The sequence below is a fragment of the Cedecea sp. FDAARGOS_727 genome (assembly GCF_012273235.1).
GTDB lineage: Bacteria > Pseudomonadota > Gammaproteobacteria > Enterobacterales > Enterobacteriaceae > Cedecea > Cedecea davisae.
On sequence record NZ_CP050966.1, the window covers coordinates 3,503,960 to 3,524,027 of the forward strand.

Consider the following 20,068-nt stretch of genomic DNA (forward strand, 5'->3'; position numbering starts at 1 on the left):
ATGTATGATGTAGTTATTTTGGCAGGAGGTTTAGGAACTCGTCTGAAGAGTGTTAGTGGTGACATTCCTAAACCAATGGTAGATATTTCTGGTAAGCCCTTTCTTTATCGACTGATGAAGTACCTTGAAGAGCAAGGGGTACAGAAAATAATTTTATCGTTATCCTACAAAGCTGACTATATCATCGACAGGGTTGTTCATGACAACCCTGTCAGCTGTGAGGTTGACTTTGTTATTGAAAGTGAGCCATTTGGTACAGGAGGTGCTATCAAATATGCGAGTTCAAAGGTTACTACTGATAAGCTAATCGTTCTTAATGGAGATACTTATTGTGAACTCAATTACAATAATTTTATAGAGGCTTCAAAAGGGACTGATTTACTAATTTCAGGAGTAGAGATCAGTGATGTATCAAGGTATGGAAGCCTGGATATTGATGAAAATTGCAATGTGAAAGCCATGATAGAGAAAGGACGACAAGGGAAAGGGATAATTAATAGTGGTATTTATATTATATCTAAAGAAATTATCAGTGAATTTCCTCTTACTAAGTTTTCCTTTGAGTCTGAGTTTTTATCAAAATTTGATGGCTTATTTAAGGCTTACGTGAGTTCTACCTATTTTATTGATATTGGCATACCAGAAGATTATTATGCTGCGTGTGAGAAATTCAAATGAAGGTCGCTTTCCTTGATCGAGATGGTGTAATTAATAAGGAAGTAAATTATCTACATAAAATAGAAGACTTTGAATTCACTCCCAACTGTATATCTGGGCTGAGAAGGATTATTGCTCATGGGTATAAAATCATCATTGTGACTAACCAGGCGGGTATCGCTAAAGGGTTATACACTATTGATGAGTATATTGAACTAACAAATTGGTATACAGAAAAATTACTATCTTTTGGCATTGAGATCTTAGATGTTTACTTTTGCCCTCATCATCCTGAGGGCATTACTCCGGAATATAGTTTCGATTGTCGTTGTCGTAAACCAAAACCGGGAATGCTTGAATTAGCTGCCCAGAAATATTCTATCGACTTGGAACAATCATTCATTGTCGGTGATAAGATTAGCGATCTCGAGGCAGGGAAGGCATTTGGATTGTCAAAGGCATATTTGGTTGAAACTGGGCATAGAATCCCCGCGTCGGGCTATGAAAACTATCAAATTTATCCTGATTTATTGTCTATTCCATTATGAAAAAAATACTAGCAGATAGAGTTAAAAAAATAATTTTAAAATTCAGATATACTAAAGTGGGACAGAAATCATGGAAGATTTTTTCATGTTTGGTTAATAGTTATTATCCTAGAAGATTGCTCATCCGGGCATTACAGTTAGATGTGCAACACCATATACCTGATACTACTGTCTTTCCTAAAATTAAAAAATCGCTATCAGATAAAAATGCACTTATTATCATGCCATTTTATGGAAATGATGCTGTAGGGAAAAATATAGACACAAAAATTGCCACATTAAAATCTCTAGGATTTACGATACATGTACTGGTTTTTAATAACTCTCCATGGGATTCAATAAATACTGATTGGGATTATGTCTATAATATAAAGAACAAGAACAGTGCATTTGGGAAGTTAAGGTATGATATAAACCAACAGGTAATACCTGACGGTAATAAAATTGATGACTGGATGGATGATGAAGTATGTCAGTTTGTCGCTGCCCTTGCAGCGATGAATCGTTTCGAACTGGCTATTATTAATTATGTGTTCCTTTCAAAGTTATGTGAGTATGTTAGTCCTGAGACAATAACCATAATTGATACTCATGATGTGTTTGCTAAAAGAAACACCAGGATGATGAAAGTTGGAATCACACAGGATAAATTTTATTTTTCTACTTCAAAAGATGAAGAAACTAAAGGGTTGTCTCGAGCTGATTATATATTTGCCATTCAAGAAGCTGAAGGTGATTATTTCAGAGAGAGCGTTAGATCAAAGGTTATTGTTCAGCCCCCTATATTTGATGTTAATTTCTTAGCATACACTCCAATGCAAGATAAAAAGCTTGTGGTTGGATTTATGGCATCAGGACATTACCCAAATGTAGTAGCAATTAATAATTTCATAGAGAGTCTTAAAAATTATAAACACTATGTTAGGCTCGATATTGCTGGAACTATATGTGGTGCTTTGGCTGGGCAGGAACACCCGAAATTTGTAAATATCTTGGGTTTCTGTGACAGTCTGGAGGAGTTCTATAGCTCTTGTGATGTAATTATTAATCCAGATGAATTGCTGTCAGGGATGAAGGTAAAATGCCTTGAAGCACTTTCATATGGTGTTCCACTCGTATCGACCCGGGCTGCAATGGAAGGTATTGATTCTGATAAGATATACCATCAACTAAATTCGGCCGAAGAATGTTCTGCATTCATTGCTACTCTGAAAAAGGATGATCTCCACGGTATGGCACAAGAAAGCCGAGAGATTTTTACCAAGTTTAATCAACGTTATAGTTTTAAATCCACTATACAACAGGTTACTAAAGAATATGAATAATGAAGAATATAAAATCTCTGTAATATTACCTGTTTATGGCGGTGAAGAATACCTCGAGCAGTGCCTCGACAGTGTTATTTCACAGACTCATAAAAATACTGAAATCATTATTGTTAATGACGGAAGTCCTGATTCTTGTCCTCAAATTATTGACCGGTATGCCGCTAGTGATAGTCGCATAATTGCTATACATAAGAAAAATGCGGGGTATGGTGCAGCGATAAACTCAGGATTAGATGTTGCATCAGGGGATTTTGTAGCAATTGTTGAAACTGACGATTGGGTTCAACTTAATATGCTTGAATGTTTACTGGATGCTTTCAGTAAAAGACCAAACCCAGTAGTAAAGGCAACTTTCAATAGAATCAGTAATGAAGTTATAATAAATACTCAGTCTTTAGCTCATCTTTGTGATTTTGATGCTAATAATATCGCGGAAATTATCCCAGAGACCTCCGTAGAATTGTTTCTATTAGAGTCCTCAATTTGGACGGGATTATATAAGCGTGATTTTCTTGAAGACAATGCTATTCGATTCTATGAGAGTCCCGGTGCTTCGTACCAGGATATGCCATTTAAATTCATCACTTATACAATAATTGATAAAATTACTTTGCTCAATGTCCCTGTTTATAATTATCGGGTCATGAATGCAGGATCATCCAGTGCCAGTGCAGATAAAGCACTTATATCCTTTAATAATTACAACATCATCAAGAGCCATTTAATTAAGTCTGGTTTATTAGATAACTATCTGAATCATTTCTATTTACATCATATGTTTGATTTGGTGTTCCATGCATCCAGATTGAAGGGGGATGGGTTAAAGGCTTATCAGGAAGCTGCGGTTGCCGTTTTTGAGCAAGGAAAGATTGAAGGATTTTCTCCTGAAAAAGCAGATATAGGTTTTTCACCGGATACGAATGACTATTATCATAAATACGTTTTACCTCTCTATAATGAGTTAATGAGCAAGAAAGCAATAAAACCAATACAAACAACTAATAAGTTTAGACGAGCGATTGTTTCCAGACTAAGAGGTTTGGCCCACAAGTTAGTTATTGAACCTATTGTTAATACGATCAATACAAAAATTGATTTGAATGCAAGCCTGTTGACCAAAGATGTATCTGAAAAATTTAGTGATGTTTTTACAAGAATTGATTCTGTTTCTGAAAAAATGGACTCACTTTCTGCAAGTACTAATTCTCATCATTTAGACTTAGCTCAAAACTTTTCGAAGAAGTTTGATGAATTGCCACTCAATTCTGTTGCTTTTCAGATGAAAGTAGCTCCAACGAATCAGTTTTATTATTATCTTCGTGCCAATGAATCCCGCATAGCTAAACTTAGGGATGAGTTTAGAGTAGGGCTTGATGAATTTAGTTTGTTAAATGAAAAGAAACTTTTCGGCTTTTATGAATGCTTGCCTTTTTTTGAGCATACAGGGATGGAGTTATCGATTCCATTGTCTTTAAGCTTATTCACAGATGAAGACAGAATCATTTTAGCTAATATTAATTCTATTTTAGAAAAGGAAAGGGCTAACTATGGACATCTTGATCTCTCCGAGTTGCCTATCACTCTTGCAACTAACTATTTTAATTCAGGGCTGAAGTATTTGCCAAATCGGTTGACCGAAAACTTTAAAGACACTATTGCTATAGATTGTGGTGCATGGGTTGGTGACACGGCAATCATGTTCGCGAATTTCGGCTTCAAGCGCATTCTGGCACTAGAGCCAATCCTGGATAACTACAATTGCATGTTGCGTAATATTGAACGCAATAAACAACATCTTGCTGATGTCATCGAACCATTAAATGTTGCTGTTAGTGACGTTGCTGGTCATCTGGCGATGGTTAAAGTCGGTGACGATGGTGTTGGATCTTGTGTCGTTGAAAGTGAATCTGCTGATTTCAATGTTGAATCAGTGACTATAGATGGAATGTTGTTAGAAGAAAATGTCGGACTCATTAAGTTTGATATTGAAGGCTATGAGCTTAAAGCACTGAAAGGTGCAGAGAACACAATCAGAAGCAATAAACCGGTTTTATTGATTTCAGTTTATCATCTATGGCTTCAACCAGAGCAAATATTTGAATGTAAAAAGTTTGTTGAGGATTTGAATCTAGGGTATAAATTCAAATTTGTGCATCTTCAACCTGAACGTGATTTAATTTATGAGTATATGTTAGTCTGTTGGTGATTATCAAAAATCCTTTCCTCAAGGTTAAATCAGGGATGATTAATCTTGTGGCATCTAATATAGATTGAAAATTTCATTTAGCAGTGAAAGGAGATGCTTTTTTCTAAGTATGAAGACAAAAATATGTTATTTCGTTAACTCAGCATGGTATTTTGAATTACACTGGCTAGAGCGTGCCATGGCAGTAATTGATGCTGGTTATGATGTTTATGTATTAGCTAATTTTTCGGATAATAATATTTACGAGAAGCTCACCAGGCTAGGTTTTAAATGTGTAGATAGTAAAACCGAAGAGCATAGTTTAAATCCATTCCTTTTTATATTTAATGTCTTCTACTGTTTTAAACAGTTAAATAAAATTAATCCAGATATTGTTCATTCTATAACAATTAAACCAGGAATTATGAGCTGTATTTGGGTTAAAATGAAAAATAAGAAACTTGTTTATAGCTTTGTTGGTCTTGGTCGAGTATTCGAGAGTAGTAACCTATTCTATCGAATGATGAAGTGTTTTATAAAAGTTATGTATCGGTACTTTTTCTTGAGTACAAACTGCAGGGTGCTTTTTGAGCATAAGCAGGATCAAGAAAAAATTATGTCATTAATGAAAATACCAAAAAGCAAAACCGATGTTATAGATGGTGCGGGTATCAATACAGATTATTTTTCTTATAAAAATGAGCCTCGCCTTTATAAGGTGAAAGTTCTTTTTGCAAGCCGAATGCTTTGGAGCAAAGGACTGGGTACTTTAATTAAGGCAAAGCAAATCTTGCAGCAAAAAGGCGTTACTTTTGATCTATTAGTAGCAGGCATTATCGTGGACAATGACCGCGATGCAATTAGTATTTCCCAAATAGAAAGTTGGCACAACTCTGGCGATATTGAGTGGTTGGGTAAGCGAAATGATATTAGAGAAATTATTGAAGGGGTTAATATCGTTGCTCTGCCATCTGTATACTCGGAAGGTATTCCCAGGATTTTACTTGAAGCAGGTGCCATTGGTCGTTCTGTAATAAGTTTCGATTCTGGTGGTTGCGGAAGTTTAATCATTGATGGATATAATGGTTATCTGGTCCCAAAAAACAATATAGAAGAGTTTGCTGTGAAACTTTCTAATTTAATTAATAATCAACATGTTCGTGAGTTTATGGGTGTTAACGCTCGTAGGCTAATCGAGGAAAAATATTCTTCTGAGCTAGTTATTAAGAAAACTGTAACTATTTATGAGGCTTTTTAGTTTTGAGATTTAATTTTTTTTAATGACTTGTACGTCTCTGGCTTGATTGAACATTGATCAAGTGTGCTGTTTATTGTCTGAATATCCGATTCTGTGTACCACTTACTCTTATCATAATATATAATTTCGCAATTAAGTCTGTCTAAACGACAGAGTCCACACCTGACAGGAGTATGTAATGTCCAAACAGCAGATCGGCGTTGTTGGTATGGCCGTGATGGGGCGCAACCTGGCGCTGAACATCGAAAGCCGTGGCTATACCGTTTCCGTATTCAACCGCTCCCGTGAGAAGACTGAAGAAGTCGTCGCAGAGAATCCTGGCAAGAAGCTGGTTCCTTATTACACCGTAAAAGAGTTTGTTGAGTCCCTTGAAACGCCGCGTCGTATCCTGTTGATGGTGCAAGCGGGCGCTGGCACTGATGCTGCCATCGACTCCCTGAAACCGTTCCTTGATAAAGGCGATATCATTATTGATGGCGGGAACACCTTCTACCACGACACCATCCGTCGTAATCGTGATTTGTCTGCCGAAGGCTTCAACTTTATCGGTACCGGTGTTTCCGGCGGTGAAGAAGGCGCGCTGAAAGGGCCATCCATCATGCCTGGCGGCCAGAAAGACGCTTACGAGCTGGTTGCCCCTATCCTGACTAAAATTGCTGCTGTTGCAGAAGACGGTGAGCCATGTGTGACCTATATCGGTCCTGATGGCGCAGGTCACTACGTGAAGATGGTGCATAACGGCATCGAATACGGTGACATGCAGCTGATTGCTGAGGCGTATTCTCTGCTGAAACACGGTCTGAACCTGTCTAACGAAGAGCTGGCCGAAACCTTTACTGAGTGGAACAAAGGCGAGCTGAGCAGCTATCTGATCGACATCACCAAAGACATCTTCACCAAGAAAGATGAAGAAGGGAAATATCTGGTTGATGTGATTCTGGACGAAGCTGCCAACAAAGGTACCGGTAAGTGGACCAGCCAGAGCTCTCTGGATCTCGGTGAGCCGCTGTCTCTGATTACCGAATCCGTATTTGCTCGTTATATCTCTTCCCTGAAAGAGCAGCGTGTTGCGGCATCTAAAGTGTTGAGTGGCCCACAGGCTAAGTCATTCTCCGGTGATAAAGCCGAGTTTAGCGAGAAAGTTCGCCGTGCTCTGTACCTGGGTAAAATCGTTTCTTACGCTCAGGGCTTCTCTCAGCTGCGTGCCGCGTCTGAAGAGAATAACTGGGATCTGAATTACGGTGAGATCGCTAAGATTTTCCGTGCGGGCTGCATTATTCGTGCGCAGTTCCTGCAGAAAATTACTGACGCCTATGAAGAGAACCCGGCTATTGCAAACCTGCTGCTGGCGCCTTACTTCAAGAAGATTGCCGACGATTACCAGCAGGCTCTGCGTGACGTGATTTCCTATGCTGTACAGAATGGTATCCCAACGCCAACCTTCTCGGCTGCTATTGCATACTACGACAGCTACCGCGCAGCAGTTCTGCCAGCTAACCTGATTCAGGCACAGCGTGACTACTTTGGGGCGCACACTTATAAGCGTACCGATAAAGAAGGTGTGTTCCACACCGAATGGTTAGATTAATCGCTAAAAAACACTAAACAAAAGGCCGCATCAGCGGCCTTTTTTACGTCTACAGCGAGCCGTTATTTATGCCGGGCGCGTAAATTCTCAATCACGGTGCTCAAGTCCAAATCCTGATCCTGGAGCAGTACCAGCAGGTGATACATCAGGTCGGAGGCTTCATTGGTCAGTTCGTGGCGGTCGTTCACGGTGGCTGCCAGTGCGGTTTCCACGCCTTCTTCCCCCACTTTTTGAGCAATACGCTTGGTGCCGCTGGCGTACAGCTTCGCGGTGTAAGAACTTGCCGGGTCCGCGGTTTTACGTGAGGCCAGCAGCTGTTCGAGCTCAAACAGGAAGTGCCAGTCGTGATGGGCTTCGCCAAAGCAGCTTGAGGTGCCAAGGTGGCAGGTTGGGCCGATTGGGTTCACCAGCACCAGCAGCGTATCGTTATCGCAGTCCGGGGCAATACGCACCACGTTCAGGAAGTGGCCAGAGGTTTCTCCCTTGGTCCACAGGCGCTGTTTGGTGCGCGAGAAGAAAGTCACTTTGCCGGTATCGAGCGTTTTTGCCAGCGCATCCTGATTCATATAGCCCAGCATCAGCACTTCGCCGGACACCGCATGCTGAACGATAACCGGCATCAGGCCATCGGTTTTTTCCCAGTCCAGCTGGGCAAGCTGTTGTTCTGTTAACACACTCGAATCTCCACGCCTTGCTGAACCAGGAAAGCCTTCAGTTCACCAATATTGATAATTTGCTTATGGAACACGGAAGCCGCCAGGGCGCCGTCAACATCCGCATCGCGGAACGCTTCATGGAAGTGCTCCATCGTTCCCGCGCCGCCGGAGGCTATCAGCGGGACGTGGCACACTTCACGCACTTTCCTTAATTGCTCCAGGTCGTAGCCATTACGCACGCCGTCCTGGTTCATCATATTCAACACAATTTCCCCCGCGCCGCGCTTTTGCACTTCCTGCACCCAGTCCAGCGTTTCCCACTGAGTGACGCGAGTGCGGCTTTCGTCGCCGGTATACTGGTTAACGTGGTATTTGCCGGTTTCGGCATCAAACCAGGTATCAATTCCCACCACAATACACTGCACGCCAAAGCGTTCTGCCAGACGAGTTATCAGCGTCGGGTCGGCCAGAGCAGGGGAGTTGATGGAGATCTTATCTGCGCCGAAGGAGAGGATCTGCGCCGCGTCTTCAACGGACTTGATCCCGCCCGCCACGCAGAACGGAATATCAATCACTTCGGCCACGCGAGTGACCCAGCTTTTATCTACTACGCGGCCATCGCTGGAAGCGGTGATATCGTAGAACACCAGCTCATCGGCACCTTCCTGCGCGTAGCGCTGAGCCAGCGGAACGATATCTCCGATGATTTCGTGGTTGCGGAACTGCACGCCTTTTACGACCTGGCCGTCACGCACGTCCAGGCAGGGAATTATCCGTTTTGCCAGCATGAAATGGCCTCCGTTACGTTGAATTTACCTTCCAGCAGCGCGCGCCCGACAATCACGCCCTTCACGCCGCTACCCCGCAAGGCTGCGATATCGTCAATGCCGCCGATACCGCCGGAAGCTTGGAAAGCCACCTGCGGAAAACGAGCGCAAACTTCCTGATAAAGCTCCACGTTGGAGCCAGCAAGCGTCCCGTCGCGAGAAATATCCGTACACAGGACATGCTTCAGGCCGAAGGGTAAAAACTGTTCGACGAGCTGCTCAAGCGTGGTGCCGGAGGTTTCCTGCCAGCCGCTGACCGCCACCTGTTTGTTGCCTGCGGCGTCAATGCGCACGTCCAGGGCCAGCACCAGCGCATCGGCGCCAAAGCGTTTAAACCAGCCCTGCACCAGCTCCGGGGATTTTACCGCCGTTGAGCCAACCACTACGCGAGCCGCACCGGCTTCCAGCAGGGCTTCCACATCTTGCCCGGTACGCACGCCGCCGCCAACCTGCACCGGCACGCTTACGCCAGCCAGCAGTTTTTGCAGCAGTGGGATCTGGCGGGCGGCCGGATCTTTTGCACCGGTCAGGTCAACCAGGTGCAGCACTTGCGCGCCCTGGGCCTGGTAATCCTGTAAGCGAGGCAGAGGATCGCTGCCGTAGTCACGCTGCTGGCCGTAATCGCCCTGGTGGAGACGCACCACTTTGCCGTCGATTAAATCAAGAGCGGGGATAATCATGGCTTACATCTCCAGAAAGTTTTTCAGCAACTGAGCGCCGGCCGCGCCGGAACGCTCCGGGTGGAACTGCACGCCCCAGAAGTTATCTTTTTGCACCGCAGCGGTGAACGGCTCGCCGTAGCTTGCCTGAGCGATGGTGTTTGCGCAGACCGGCATCGCGTAGCTGTGAACAAAGTAAAAATAAGCCCCGTCTTCAATGCCGCGGAACAGGCGATCGCCCGCTTTCGGGTAAACGCGATTCCAGCCCATATGCGGAAGCGGAAGACCGAAGTCTTTCATCTGCAATACCGGCTGGTCGATGATGCCGAGCATCTCAACGCCGTTGCTTTCGTCGCTGCGGCTGCCCAGCAGCTGCATGCCGAGGCAAATACCCAGCACAGGCTGGGTACAGGCTTTAATAAGCTCGACCAAATCACGTTCGATAATTTGATCCATTGCCGCCTGCGCGGTGCCCACGCCGGGTAAAAAAAGTTTGTCGGCGCGCAGTACAATATCCGGATCGCGGCTCACCTGCGGCTCATAGCCGTGGCGCTGAATAGCCGATTTTACCGAATGAAGGTTGGCGCAGCCGGTATCGAGGATCACCACATTCATCACAGCACTCCTTTAGAGGAGGGGAGCGTATCGCCTTCAACGCGGATCGCCTGGCGCAGGGTACGGCCAAAGACTTTGAACAGGCTTTCTACGCGGTGGTGATCGTTCTTGCCTTTGGTTTTCAGGTGCAGCGTTACGCCCATAGTGTAAGAAAGCGAGCGGAAGAAGTGTTCGACCATTTCGGTGCTCAGGTCGCCAACGCGCTGATAGTTGAACTCGGCTTTATATTCGAGGTGCGGGCGGCCAGAGATGTCCAGCGCGCAGCGTGCCAGGCATTCGTCCATCGGCAGCACAAAACCAAAGCGGGTGATACCGCGCTTGTCGCCGAGCGCCAGTTTCAGCGCTTCACCGAGCGCCAGGCCGGTATCTTCCACGGTGTGGTGATCGTCAATGTACAAGTCGCCTTTCACCGCGATCTCCATGCGGAAGCCGCCGTGGGTACAGATCTGATCGAGCATGTGGTCGAAGAAGCCCACGCCGGTGGCAATCTTGCTGCCGCCTTCGCGATCCAGCCAGACCTTCGCGTCAATCTGTGTTTCTTTCGTATTGCGCTCAACGTGCGCATAACGGTCGCGTTTTGTCAGCTTCTCGGCTATCTGCTGCCAGTTCAGGGTATCACCGCTATAGCGCAGCCCCTGAATGCCCATATTTTCCGCCAGTTCGATGTCGGTAGCGCGGTCGCCAATCACGTAGCTGTTGGCTTTATCCAGCACGCCTTCCTGCAAATAACCGGTGACCAGCGCCAGCTTAGGCTTGCGGCAGTCGCAGTTGTCGGCCGGAAGGTGCGGGCAAATCAGCACTTCATCAAAGGTGATGCCCTGAGAAGTCAGTACCTGCATCATCAGGTTGTGCGGGCCGTCGAAGTCAACCTGCGGGAAGCTGGCGGTGCCGAGCCCATCCTGATTGGTAATCATCACCAGCCTGAAGCCTGCTTTTTGCAGTTGCAGCAGAGCCGGGATAACCGCCGGTTCAAAAGCGAGCTTATCCATGCGATCGACCTGATAGTCGCTTGGTGGCTCGGAAATCAGGGTTCCGTCGCGGTCGATAAAAAGAACTTTCTGGCTCATTTGCTCTCCGTGGCCTGCAGGCCGGGTTGCTGGCGCAGCGCGTCGATAGCGCGCTGGCACTCTTCGCGTGTGCCGATGCTGATGCGCAGGCAGCCGCTTAAAGTCGGTTGTTTATTTTGGTCACGTAAGATAATGCCCTGATCCCACAGTGATTTAAAGACCGCGCTGGAAGCCGTAATTCGCGCCAGAACATAGTTGGTTTCGCTGTCGAAAACTTGCTCGACGCAAGGCGTATTTTTAAGCTCGCTAATCAGGAACTGGCGGTTAAGCAGCACCTGAGCAACACGCTCACGCATGGCGTTTATACCCTGAGGGCTAAGCGCCTGTGCGGCAATGTCGGCCACCGGAGTAGAGAGCGGGTAAGGGGCAATGACTTTCAGCAGCAGGTTAATGACCTCTTCACTCGCCAGGGTAAAGCCGCAGCGCAGGCCAGCCAGCGCGAAGGCTTTTGACAAGGTGCGCAAAATCACCAGATTCGGGTACTCTTCAAGCCAGCCTGCCAGCGTCGCCTGCGGGCAGAATTCGATATAGGCTTCGTCGGCCACAACCAGCGCTTTGCCACGCGTCATTTCCAGCAGCACGCGTAAATCCTGCGGGTTAATCAGCTGGCCAGTTGGGTTGTTTGGGCTGCATACATAAACCACTTTTACGCCGTCGAGCTTTTCGGCAATCGCGGGCAGATCCAGCTGCCAGTTATCCAGAGTGGCTACCGTGCGGCACTCCACGCCGATAGTTTCGGCGCTGACGGTGTACATTCCGTAGGTCGGCGGGCAGTAAAGAATCGCGTCTTTGCCCGGCTCGCAAAATGCGCGGATCAAGAGTTCTATGCCTTCGTCCGCGCCGCGGCTGACCAGTACCTGCTCAGGCTTGAGGCCTGCGTAGCTGGCGTAATTGGCAATAACCTGCTTAGGCTGGCATTCCGGGTAGCGGTTCAGCGTGTTGGCGCTGAGCTCATACTCAACCGGCGTCGGGTATTCGTTGGCGTTCAGCCACACATCCCCGCTGCCGCCGAGGCGACGGGCAGACTGATAAGGGGTCAGGGCGCGAACGTTGGCGCGGGCTAACTCTTCGATGCTCATGCTTGCTCCTTCAGGGCGGCGACGCGTAAGGTAACGGCGTTTTTGTGGGCGGTAAGCTGCTCGGCAGCGGCCAGGATTTCAATCGTTTTTGCCAGCGAGGCGAAGCCCTGCGGGGAAAGCTCCTGCACGGTCATGCGCTTCTGGAAGTCCGCCAGCCCGAGGCTAGAGCAGGTGGAGGTATAACCGTAAGTCGGCAGCACGTGGTTAGTGCCGGAGGCGTAGTCGCCTGCGGACTCCGGCGACCAGTCACCCAGGAACACCGACCCGGCGCTGGTAATGCTGTCTACCAGTCCACGGGCATTACGCGTCTGGATAATCAGGTGCTCCGGACCGTACTGGTTAGAGATTTCGATGCACTGGGCAAGGTCGCGGGCAACAATCAGGCGGCTGCTTTCCAGCGCTTTACGGGCCGTTTCGGCACGCGGCAGCGCGGCAAGCTGGCGCTCAACGGCCTGGGCTACGGCTTCGGCCATCGCGGCGTCCGGCGTCAGCAGAATGACCTGCGAGTCCGGGCCGTGCTCCGCCTGAGAAAGCAGGTCGGAGGCCACGAAGTCCGGCGTTGCGCCGCTGTCGGCGATGACCAGCACTTCTGAGGGTCCGGCGGGCATGTCGATTGCCGCGCCGTCAAGACGCTGGCTGACCTGGCGTTTCGCCTCGGTAACAAAGGCGTTACCAGGCCCAAAGATTTTGTCCACTTTCGGGATACTTTCGGTCCCCAGCGCCAGGGCGGCAATCGCCTGTGCGCCGCCAACCTGAAACACCTCCTGCACGCCGCACAGCTGCGCGGCATAGAGGATCTCGTCGGCAATCGGCGGAGGTGAGCAAAGCACCACTTTTTTGCAGCCGGCAATGCGGGCGGGCGTTGCCAGCATCAGTACAGTGGAGAACAACGGCGCAGAGCCGCCGGGAATATACAGGCCCACAGAAGCCACCGGGCGGGTAACCTGCTGGCAGCGCACGCCGGGCATGGTTTCCACATCAACCGGAGCCAGCTGCTGGGCGAGATGAAACTTTTCGATATTGGCAACCGCAACGGCCATCGCTTCTTTAATATCCACGCCCAGGCGGGCTACCGCCTCGTCGATTTTCTGCGAAGTCACTTTGAGCTGCCGGACTTCGGTTTTATCAAACTTTGCGCTGTATTCACGCAGCGCGACGTCGCCGTTGCTTTTTACGTTGTCGATAATTTCGGCAACGGTGCGGGTAATGCTGTCAGAGGCGGAAATTGCCGGGCGCATTAGCAGGGCACTGCGGGCGTTTTCATCGCACTCGTTCCAGTTAATCAGCGTGTTGAAGTTGCTCATCGGGTCACTCCATCATCTTCTCAATCGGCAGCACCAGAATAGAACTGGCGCCCAGCGCTTTCAGCTTCTCCATGGTTTCCCAGAACAGCGTCTCGCTGCTCACCATATGCATGGCTACGCGCTGCTGGTCACCGGCCAGGGGCAGAATGGTCGGACGCTCGGCACCCGGCAGCAGGGCGATAACTTCGTCCAGGCGGGAGCTTGGCGCATGCAGCATGATGTATTTGGACTCTCGGGCCTGAATCACGCCCTGAATACGGGTCAGCAGTTTGTCGATGAGCTGCTGCTTGGCTTCCGGCATTTCGCCGTCGCGCTGAATAAGGCAGGCTTTGGAGCGGTAGATAACTTCAACTTCACGCAGGCCGTTGGCTTCGAGCGTTGCGCCGGTGGAAACCAGGTCGCAAATCGCGTCGGCCAGGCCCGCACGCGGAGCCACTTCCACCGAACCGTTAAGCAGGCAGGATTTAAACTGCACACCCTTCTGGTCGAGGTAGCGCTTGAGCAGGTGCGGGTAAGAGGTGGCAATGCGTTTGTTGTTCAGGCTTGCCGGGCCGTCCCACGGTTCGTCCACGGCGGTTGCCAGAGACAGGCGGCAGCCGCCGAAGTCGAGGCGACGCAGCGTGAAATAGCGCGGGTCGTCACCTTGGGCGCGGCGGGTTAACAGCTCTTCTTCAAGTACGTTTTCACCGATAATACCGAGGTCGACAACGCCGTCCATCACCAGACCCGGGATGTCGTCATCGCGTACGCGCAGAATGTCGATAGGCATGTTTTCTGCCAGCGCAATCAGGCGCTGAGTGTGCAGGTTGATTTTTATGCCGCAGCGGGCGAGTAATTCGCGTGAATCATCGCTAAGGCGGCCAGATTTCTGCATAGCTATGCGTAAACGGTTGTTGTCGGTCATCGGTTGTTACCCCTTATTAATTCCTGTCTGACGCCCAAAAAAAAAGCCCCCGGAAGAAATCTTCCGGGGGCTTTATCTCGCGTTCACGCACCACTGGAAGATCTTTTCGTCTCCCAGCACCAATCGCCTGAAAGACTAGTCAGGGTGATGGTGATGATGGTGGTTTTTAAATGGAACGCGTGTCATAAAATTCTCGTATGAATGACTATTCATTATGTGCCAATTAACGTAAACCAGATTACGCGTTGAGTGCAAGGGGTTTTTTCCCGTCTGGTTAATATTCTGTTGGGGAGAGTTAATTGTCAGTTACGCGCCGGTGGCGTAGCCTTAATAGAGAGTCAAATTCACTCGTCAGAAGATAATGCTGTCAGGTCAGGAGACAAGGCATGAAAAGGGTCGCAATAGTCGGGTTAGGGTGGTTGGGAATGCCGCTGGGGCTGTCATTAGCAGCGCGCGGTTTTCAGGTCAGCGGAAGCAAAACCACGCTGGATGGCGTAGAAGCGGCGCGTATGTGCGGCATCGAAAGCTATCAGCTGAAATTACAGCCTGAGCTGGTTTGCGAAAGCGAGGATCTGGACGCCTTGTTGAACGTTGATGCTCTGGTGATAACGCTGCCGGCTCGCCGCAGCGGCGAGGGCGATGACTTCTATTTGCAGGCGGTGCAGGAAATCGTTGATAGCGCGCTGGCCCATTCGGTGCCCCGCATCATCTTTACCAGCTCCACTTCCGTATACGGCGAGGGTGAAGGCAACCTTAAAGAAACCGCGCCACTTCGGCCGGTTACCGCCAGCGGGCGAGTGTTAAAAGAGCTGGAGGACTGGCTGCATCGCCTGCCCGGTACTTCGGTTGATATTCTGCGCCTTGCCGGATTGGTCGGGCCGGAGCGCCATCCTGGCCGGTTCCTGGCAGGGAAAAAAGATGTGGCGAACGGGCATCACGGCGTGAACCTGGTGCACCTGGAAGACGTTATCGCCGCCATCACGCTGCTGTTGCAGGCGCCTAAGGGCGGGCACGTTTATAACCTCTGCGCGCCTTCGCACCCAACGCGGGCCGAGTTTTATTCGCACATGGCGCGGCAAATTGGGCTGGAGGCTCCGCAGTTCCGCAGCGAGGCGCAAACCGGCCACGGCAAGTTGATTGACGGCAGCCGCATCTGTAATGAGCTAGGCTTCGAGTATCAATACCCCAATCCGCTGATTATGCCGATGCAATAACAGCCGCGCGGCAGGCTCCGCGCACCCGGGAGCGAGTATGAAACCTTTGCTTGAGGTCCTGATCATTCTGGATGCGCTGGATAAAGAAGGGAGTTTTGCTGCTGCGGCGGCAAAACTCTTTAAAACACCGTCTGCGCTGAGCTATAGCGTGCAAAAGCTGGAAAGCGATCTCAATATCCAGATCCTTGACCGCAGCGGTCATCGGTCGCGTTTTACCCGCACCGGCGAGCTGCTGCTGGAAAAAGGGCGGGAGATCCTGCATTCGGTGCGCGAGCTGGAGCAGCAGGCCATCAAGCTACAACAAGGCTGGGAAAACGAGCTGACTATCGGCGTCGATAATGCTTTCCCGTTCTCTCTGCTTACCCCGTTAATCGAAGCCTTCTATCAAAGTTACAGCGTGACGCGCCTTAAATTTATTAACGACGTGTTGGGCGGTTCGTGGGAGGCGCTAACCGAAGGGCGGGCGGATATTATCGTCGGCGCGATGAGCGACCCGCCTTCCCTGAGCGGCTTTGGCTTTACGTTGCTGGGAAGGCTGGAAATAGTCTTTGTGGTGGCCCCCCACCATGCGCTGGCGAAAGCAGAGGAGCCGCTGACAAGGCGCTTAATCAAGCGTTCGCGCGCCGTGGTCGTGGGGGACACTTCCAGAATAGAGTCTGCCCGTGCCATGCATCTGCTGGAAGAACAGGAAGCCATCACGGTGTTTGATTTCAAAATCAAGCTGGAACTGCAAATCAGCGGCATCGGCTGCGGCTACATGCCGCGCTATATGGCCCAGCGTTTTATCGACAGCGGGGCGCTGGTGGAAAAGCAGGTGGCCGGGCAGGTGCCTTTTGTGCCGGTCTGGATAGGCTGGAACGAGCAAACCGCCGGACTTGCCAGCGAATGGTGGCGGGAGAAAATCGTCTGCGACGCGCAAATTGCGCAGGTTTATGCCCGCCCGGAAAAATAGCACTTTCTTACCTGGCAACAATCCAATACAAGGACTAAGGTCTATGACGGCGAGCCGGTGAAAAAGAAATTGCCAAAGATGATTCTAACATCTTGTCATTGTGCCCGTTAATGGTGCAAAATATGCGCCAGCAAAAATAGAAGACTAACCGACGTTTAAGAGACGTCGGTTATTTTTTTGCAATCAACTAAGTCAGACAAACGGCATTTGCCAAAAAAACCAAGAGGCCGGGCTTCGTACCGGATAGATACTAGCTTTTAAAAAACGACAGTCGTGTCGCCGAGGAAATTGAGATGGGGCAGATTTTTGCTTTTGCGCAGGCTTTCTCTATTGAGGGAAACAACCATGTCGCTTAACGTCACCGCAGGTGCAAACACCCGCCCAGGTCTGCATAAGACCCTGACGCTGGTTCCGGTAGTTATGATGGGCCTTGCCTACATGCAGCCGATGACCTTGTTTGATACTTTCGGTATTGTTTCCGGGATGACCGATGGCCATGTGCCGACGGCTTATGCCTTTGCTCTGGTGGCGATTCTGTTCACCGCGTTGAGCTATGGCAAGCTGGTGCGTCGTTTCCCGTCTGCGGGTTCCGCTTATACCTACGCTCAGAAGTCCATTAACCCGCTGGTCGGTTTTATGGTGGGCTGGTCGTCGCTGCTCGACTATCTGTTCGCGCCGATGATCAACATTCTGCTGGCGAAAATCTATTTTGAAGCTCTGGTACCCGGCGTCCCTTCGTGGATCTTCGTGGTGGTGCTGGTCGGCTTTATGACGGTCTCTAACCTGCGCAGCGTCAAAACCGTTGCCAACTTCAACAGCGTCATCGTGCTGCTGCAAATCGTGCTGATTGCGGTCATTATGGGCATGGTGGTTTACGGTGTTGCCGGCGGTGAAGGCGCGGGTACGCTGACAAGTAGCAAACCGTTCTGGTCTGAAAACGCACACATTGCACCGATGATTACCGGGGCGACTATTCTCTGCTTCTCATTCACCGGCTTTGACGGCATCAGCAACCTGTCTGAAGAGACCAAGGACGCCGAGCGTGTTATTCCGCGGGCTATCTTCCTGACCGCCCTGATTGGCGGCATGATTTTCATCGTCTCGACCTATTTCCTGCAGCTGTACTTCCCGGATATCTCTCGCTTTAAAGATCCGGATGCATCTCAGCCTGAAATCATGCTGTTCGTTGCGGGTAAAGCCTTCCAGGTTGGCGCGCTTATCTTCTCCACCATTACCGTGCTGGCTTCCGGTATGGCGGCGCACACCGGCGTTTCTCGCCTGATGTACGTGATGGGCCGTGACGGCGTGTTCCCGAACCGCTTCTTCGGCTATATTCACCCGAAATGGCGTACCCCGGCGTTTAACGTACTGCTGGTTGGCGCGGTAGCGCTGATGGCTATCGACTTTGACCTGGTAACCGCAACTGCGCTGATTAACTTCGGTGCGCTGGTGGCCTTTACCTTCGTTAACCTGTCGGTTATCTCTCAGTTCTGGATCCGCGAAAAGCGCAACAAGTCCCTTAAGGACCACCTGAACTACCTGGTTCTGCCAACTATTGGCGCGCTGACCGTTGGTGCACTGTGGATTAACCTCGAAGAAAGCTCGATGATCCTCGGCCTGATTTGGGGCGCAATCGGCCTGATTTACGTTGCCTGCGTCACCCGCAGCTTCCGTAACCCGGTGCCTCAGTACAACGAAGACATCGCGTAATAGCATTCAAATATAAAAAAGGCTCCCGTCGATGGGAGCCTTTTTTTTACCTGCCGGAAAGATTAACCCACCAGATATTGAGCGTATTCGAACAGCGCTTTGAGTAACGCCAGCTTCTCTTTGTCGCCTTCATGTTGGTTGTAAAGTGCCTCGAGCTCCTGGGCGTAGGCCTGCAGAGCCTCCTGGGAAAGTACTTCCTGGCGATGCTGTAGCCAGCGGTTCTGCTCATCTTCGCTCAACGTGCCCGGCCAGTTGCGCGCCCGGTAGTTGAAGAGCAGCTTCTCAATACGCTTGTCGGCGAAGGTGATATCCAGCGCAGGAAGGTTTTGCGGGTCAGTTTGCAGCACAATGCGCATTGCAGCGCGGTCTGCATCGCTGAAGAAGCCGTTATACAGCTGGGCGTCCACGTTATCGGAAGGAACAAAAGGCTCTGCCTCGGCAAACAGGGCGACCACCTTCTCGCGCACTTCAGGGTGTTCGCGCAGCACCTTCAGATTATCGAGACACTGCTGGCGGTTGATCCCAAGCCGTTCGGCGTCTTCCGGGCGCAGGGTATTAGCTACCGCAAGCACCGGGCATTTATTCAGATGTACCAGCTTAATGGGCACCGCTGCCGTATTGCCCAGCGCCGTTTTTGGCGTATACAGGCGCTCGCGCAGCGTATCGGCGTCCAGCTCCAGCAGCGGAGAAATATCCCCGGCCAAATCCACCATAATCACCGCATTGCGGTTATCCGGATGCCAGGCCAGCGGCGCAATCCAACTGGTATTCCCGCGTGCGGCGCCAAACATGCCCGAAACGTGAACCAGGGGCTTCATTTGCGGAATATCAATCAGCGTTTGTAGTTTTTGCTTCGAGCGGTGGCTGTAGAGATAGTCGAACAGACGCGGCTGACGGGTTTTCACCAGTTGAGCCATAGCAATAGTTGCGTACACATCGGACATCGCGTCGTGGGCGTTGGCGTGTTCAATTCCGTTAGCTTTGGTCAAATGCTCAAGACGGAAGCTCGGTAGTCCGTCTTCGTTTTCCGGCCAGACAATGCCTTCCGGGCGCAGGGCATAACAGGCGCGCATCACGTCCAGCAGGTCCCAGCGCGAGTTATCGTTTTGCCAGCTCCAGGCGTACGGATCGTAGAAGTTACGGTAAAAGATATTGCGGGTAACTTCATCGTCGAAGCGCACATTGTTGTAACCCACCACGCAGGTCTTCGGCACGGTAAAAATGGCGTGAATGCGTTTTGCAAAAGCCGCTTCGTTATCGCCCCGGGCCAGCGCCTGCTGAGGCGTTATCCCGGTTATCATCACGGCTTCCGGCTGGGGCAGGTAGTCATCCGCAGGCTTGCAGTAAAACACTTCGGGCTCGCCAATAACGTTGAATTCGCCATCGGTTCGAATGGCAGCAAACTGCGCCGGCCTGTCCAGGGAGGGGCTTTTGCCGAAGGTCTCGTAATCGTGAAACAGAAATGTAGCAAGCGATGCAGAGTCAGACACTGAGGTTACCATTGAGCTAGTTGTAAT

19 protein-coding genes and 1 other annotated feature are annotated in these 20,068 nt (G+C 49.8%); of the genes, 9 read left to right on the top strand and 10 right to left on the bottom strand.

The annotated features are described in order from the left end of the window. From FOC35_RS16455 to gndA, 6 genes are all read left to right on the top strand, one after another. Positions 1-678: a nucleotidyltransferase family protein gene (locus FOC35_RS16455; RefSeq protein WP_172569522.1), complete on the top strand. Its 678-nt coding sequence runs from the start codon at positions 1-3 to the stop codon at positions 676-678. After that, positions 675-1,205: a D-glycero-beta-D-manno-heptose 1,7-bisphosphate 7-phosphatase gene (locus FOC35_RS16460; RefSeq protein ID WP_172569523.1), complete on the top strand. Its 531-nt coding sequence runs from the start codon at positions 675-677 to the stop codon at positions 1,203-1,205. The genes FOC35_RS16455 and FOC35_RS16460 overlap by 4 nt, the downstream gene beginning before the upstream one ends. After that, entirely contained in the window at positions 1,202-2,530 is a 1,329-nt protein-coding gene (locus FOC35_RS16465; RefSeq protein ID WP_172569524.1) for a glycosyltransferase, read from the top strand. Before FOC35_RS16460 ends, FOC35_RS16465 begins: the two co-directional genes overlap by 4 nt. After that, the gene (locus FOC35_RS16470; protein ID WP_172569525.1) at positions 2,523-4,739 is read left to right on the top strand and encodes an FkbM family methyltransferase; all 2,217 of its coding nucleotides are present in this window, start codon (positions 2,523-2,525) and stop codon (positions 4,737-4,739) included. Before FOC35_RS16465 ends, FOC35_RS16470 begins: the two co-directional genes overlap by 8 nt. A 109-nt stretch (positions 4,740-4,848) precedes the next feature. Next, positions 4,849-5,976 (top strand): glycosyltransferase family 4 protein, encoded by a 1,128-nt coding sequence (locus FOC35_RS16475; RefSeq protein ID WP_172569526.1) that lies wholly within the window; start codon positions 4,849-4,851, stop codon positions 5,974-5,976. Between the two features lie 178 nt (positions 5,977-6,154). Beyond that, the gene (gene gndA / locus FOC35_RS16480; RefSeq protein WP_172569527.1) at positions 6,155-7,564 is read left to right on the top strand and encodes an NADP-dependent phosphogluconate dehydrogenase; all 1,410 of its coding nucleotides are present in this window, start codon (positions 6,155-6,157) and stop codon (positions 7,562-7,564) included. A gap of 62 nt (positions 7,565-7,626) precedes the next feature. On the opposite strand, the gene hisIE is transcribed toward gndA, so the two are convergent. From hisIE to hisL, 9 genes are all read right to left on the bottom strand, one after another. Then, a complete protein-coding gene (gene hisIE / locus FOC35_RS16485) occupies positions 7,627-8,238 on the bottom strand; it encodes a bifunctional phosphoribosyl-AMP cyclohydrolase/phosphoribosyl-ATP diphosphatase HisIE (protein WP_016537206.1) in 612 nt (203 codons plus the stop codon). Beyond that, positions 8,232-9,008, bottom strand: coding sequence for an imidazole glycerol phosphate synthase subunit HisF (gene hisF, locus FOC35_RS16490; RefSeq protein ID WP_172569528.1), 777 nt, complete (start codon positions 9,006-9,008; stop codon positions 8,232-8,234). The genes hisIE and hisF overlap by 7 nt, the downstream gene beginning before the upstream one ends. Beyond that, positions 8,990-9,727: a 1-(5-phosphoribosyl)-5-[(5-phosphoribosylamino)methylideneamino]imidazole-4-carboxamide isomerase gene (hisA, locus tag FOC35_RS16495; RefSeq protein ID WP_172569529.1), complete on the bottom strand. Its 738-nt coding sequence runs from the start codon at positions 9,725-9,727 to the stop codon at positions 8,990-8,992. Before hisA ends, hisF begins: the two co-directional genes overlap by 19 nt. A gap of 3 nt (positions 9,728-9,730) precedes the next feature. Then, positions 9,731-10,321: an imidazole glycerol phosphate synthase subunit HisH gene (hisH, locus tag FOC35_RS16500; protein WP_172569530.1), complete on the bottom strand. Its 591-nt coding sequence runs from the start codon at positions 10,319-10,321 to the stop codon at positions 9,731-9,733. Next, positions 10,321-11,388 carry a bifunctional histidinol-phosphatase/imidazoleglycerol-phosphate dehydratase HisB gene (gene hisB, locus FOC35_RS16505; protein ID WP_172569531.1) on the bottom strand — a complete coding sequence of 356 codons (1,068 nt, stop codon included), beginning with the start codon at positions 11,386-11,388 and terminating at the stop codon, positions 10,321-10,323. The genes hisH and hisB overlap by 1 nt, the downstream gene beginning before the upstream one ends. Beyond that, positions 11,385-12,467 (bottom strand): histidinol-phosphate transaminase, encoded by a 1,083-nt coding sequence (gene hisC, locus FOC35_RS16510; protein WP_016537201.1) that lies wholly within the window; start codon positions 12,465-12,467, stop codon positions 11,385-11,387. Before hisC ends, hisB begins: the two co-directional genes overlap by 4 nt. Beyond that, positions 12,464-13,771 carry a histidinol dehydrogenase gene (gene hisD, locus FOC35_RS16515; RefSeq protein ID WP_172569532.1) on the bottom strand — a complete coding sequence of 436 codons (1,308 nt, stop codon included), beginning with the start codon at positions 13,769-13,771 and terminating at the stop codon, positions 12,464-12,466. Before hisD ends, hisC begins: the two co-directional genes overlap by 4 nt. Positions 13,772-13,775: 4 nt before the next feature. Then, positions 13,776-14,675, bottom strand: a complete 900-nt coding sequence (hisG, locus tag FOC35_RS16520; protein WP_016537199.1) for an ATP phosphoribosyltransferase — start codon at positions 14,673-14,675, stop codon at positions 13,776-13,778. A 37-nt stretch (positions 14,676-14,712) separates the two neighbouring features. After that, positions 14,713-14,835, bottom strand: a sequence feature (His leader region). Continuing rightward, on the bottom strand, positions 14,811-14,861 hold the full coding sequence (gene hisL, locus FOC35_RS16525) for a his operon leader peptide (protein WP_099516347.1): 51 nt from the start codon (positions 14,859-14,861) through the stop codon (positions 14,811-14,813). It overlaps the preceding feature by 25 nt. A gap of 200 nt (positions 14,862-15,061) precedes the next feature. Between hisL and FOC35_RS16530 the strand changes: the two genes are divergently transcribed. The 3 genes from FOC35_RS16530 (at position 15,062) to FOC35_RS16540 (ending at position 18,551) form a co-directional block, all read left to right on the top strand. Continuing rightward, the gene (locus FOC35_RS16530) at positions 15,062-15,889 is read left to right on the top strand and encodes an SDR family oxidoreductase (protein ID WP_172569533.1); all 828 of its coding nucleotides are present in this window, start codon (positions 15,062-15,064) and stop codon (positions 15,887-15,889) included. 37 nt (positions 15,890-15,926) lie between these two features. Next, positions 15,927-16,841, top strand: a complete 915-nt coding sequence (locus tag FOC35_RS16535; RefSeq protein ID WP_172569534.1) for a LysR substrate-binding domain-containing protein — start codon at positions 15,927-15,929, stop codon at positions 16,839-16,841. Between the two features lie 345 nt (positions 16,842-17,186). Further along, complete coding sequence (locus tag FOC35_RS16540) at positions 17,187-18,551, top strand: APC family permease (RefSeq protein WP_016537196.1); 1,365 nt, start codon at positions 17,187-17,189, stop codon at positions 18,549-18,551. Positions 18,552-18,613: 62 nt separating this feature from the next. On the opposite strand, the gene sbcB is transcribed toward FOC35_RS16540, so the two are convergent. Then, complete coding sequence (sbcB, locus tag FOC35_RS16545) at positions 18,614-20,041, bottom strand: exodeoxyribonuclease I (RefSeq protein WP_172569535.1); 1,428 nt, start codon at positions 20,039-20,041, stop codon at positions 18,614-18,616. Positions 20,042-20,068: the final 27 nt, after the last annotated feature.

Bases quoted from the DNA above. Each gene is read 5' to 3' on its own strand.
- FOC35_RS16455 (WP_172569522.1), top strand. From the start codon at position 1: ATGTATGATGTAGTTATTTTGGCAGGAGGTTTAGGAACTCGTCTGAAG.
- FOC35_RS16460 (WP_172569523.1), top strand. From the start codon at position 675: ATGAAGGTCGCTTTCCTTGATCGAGATGGTGTAATTAATAAGGAAGTA.
- FOC35_RS16465 (WP_172569524.1), top strand. From the start codon at position 1,202: ATGAAAAAAATACTAGCAGATAGAGTTAAAAAAATAATTTTAAAATTC.
- FOC35_RS16470 (WP_172569525.1), top strand. From the start codon at position 2,523: ATGAATAATGAAGAATATAAAATCTCTGTAATATTACCTGTTTATGGC.
- FOC35_RS16475 (WP_172569526.1), top strand. From the start codon at position 4,849: ATGAAGACAAAAATATGTTATTTCGTTAACTCAGCATGGTATTTTGAA.
- gndA (WP_172569527.1), top strand. From the start codon at position 6,155: ATGTCCAAACAGCAGATCGGCGTTGTTGGTATGGCCGTGATGGGGCGC.
- hisF (WP_172569528.1), bottom strand. From the start codon at position 9,008: ATGCTGGCAAAACGGATAATTCCCTGCCTGGACGTGCGTGACGGCCAG.
- hisA (WP_172569529.1), bottom strand. From the start codon at position 9,727: ATGATTATCCCCGCTCTTGATTTAATCGACGGCAAAGTGGTGCGTCTC.
- hisH (WP_172569530.1), bottom strand. From the start codon at position 10,321: ATGAATGTGGTGATCCTCGATACCGGCTGCGCCAACCTTCATTCGGTA.
- hisB (WP_172569531.1), bottom strand. From the start codon at position 11,388: ATGAGCCAGAAAGTTCTTTTTATCGACCGCGACGGAACCCTGATTTCC.
- hisC (WP_016537201.1), bottom strand. From the start codon at position 12,467: ATGAGCATCGAAGAGTTAGCCCGCGCCAACGTTCGCGCCCTGACCCCT.
- hisD (WP_172569532.1), bottom strand. From the start codon at position 13,771: ATGAGCAACTTCAACACGCTGATTAACTGGAACGAGTGCGATGAAAAC.
- hisG (WP_016537199.1), bottom strand. From the start codon at position 14,675: ATGACCGACAACAACCGTTTACGCATAGCTATGCAGAAATCTGGCCGC.
- FOC35_RS16530 (WP_172569533.1), top strand. From the start codon at position 15,062: ATGAAAAGGGTCGCAATAGTCGGGTTAGGGTGGTTGGGAATGCCGCTG.
- FOC35_RS16535 (WP_172569534.1), top strand. From the start codon at position 15,927: ATGAAACCTTTGCTTGAGGTCCTGATCATTCTGGATGCGCTGGATAAA.
- FOC35_RS16540 (WP_016537196.1), top strand. From the start codon at position 17,187: ATGTCGCTTAACGTCACCGCAGGTGCAAACACCCGCCCAGGTCTGCAT.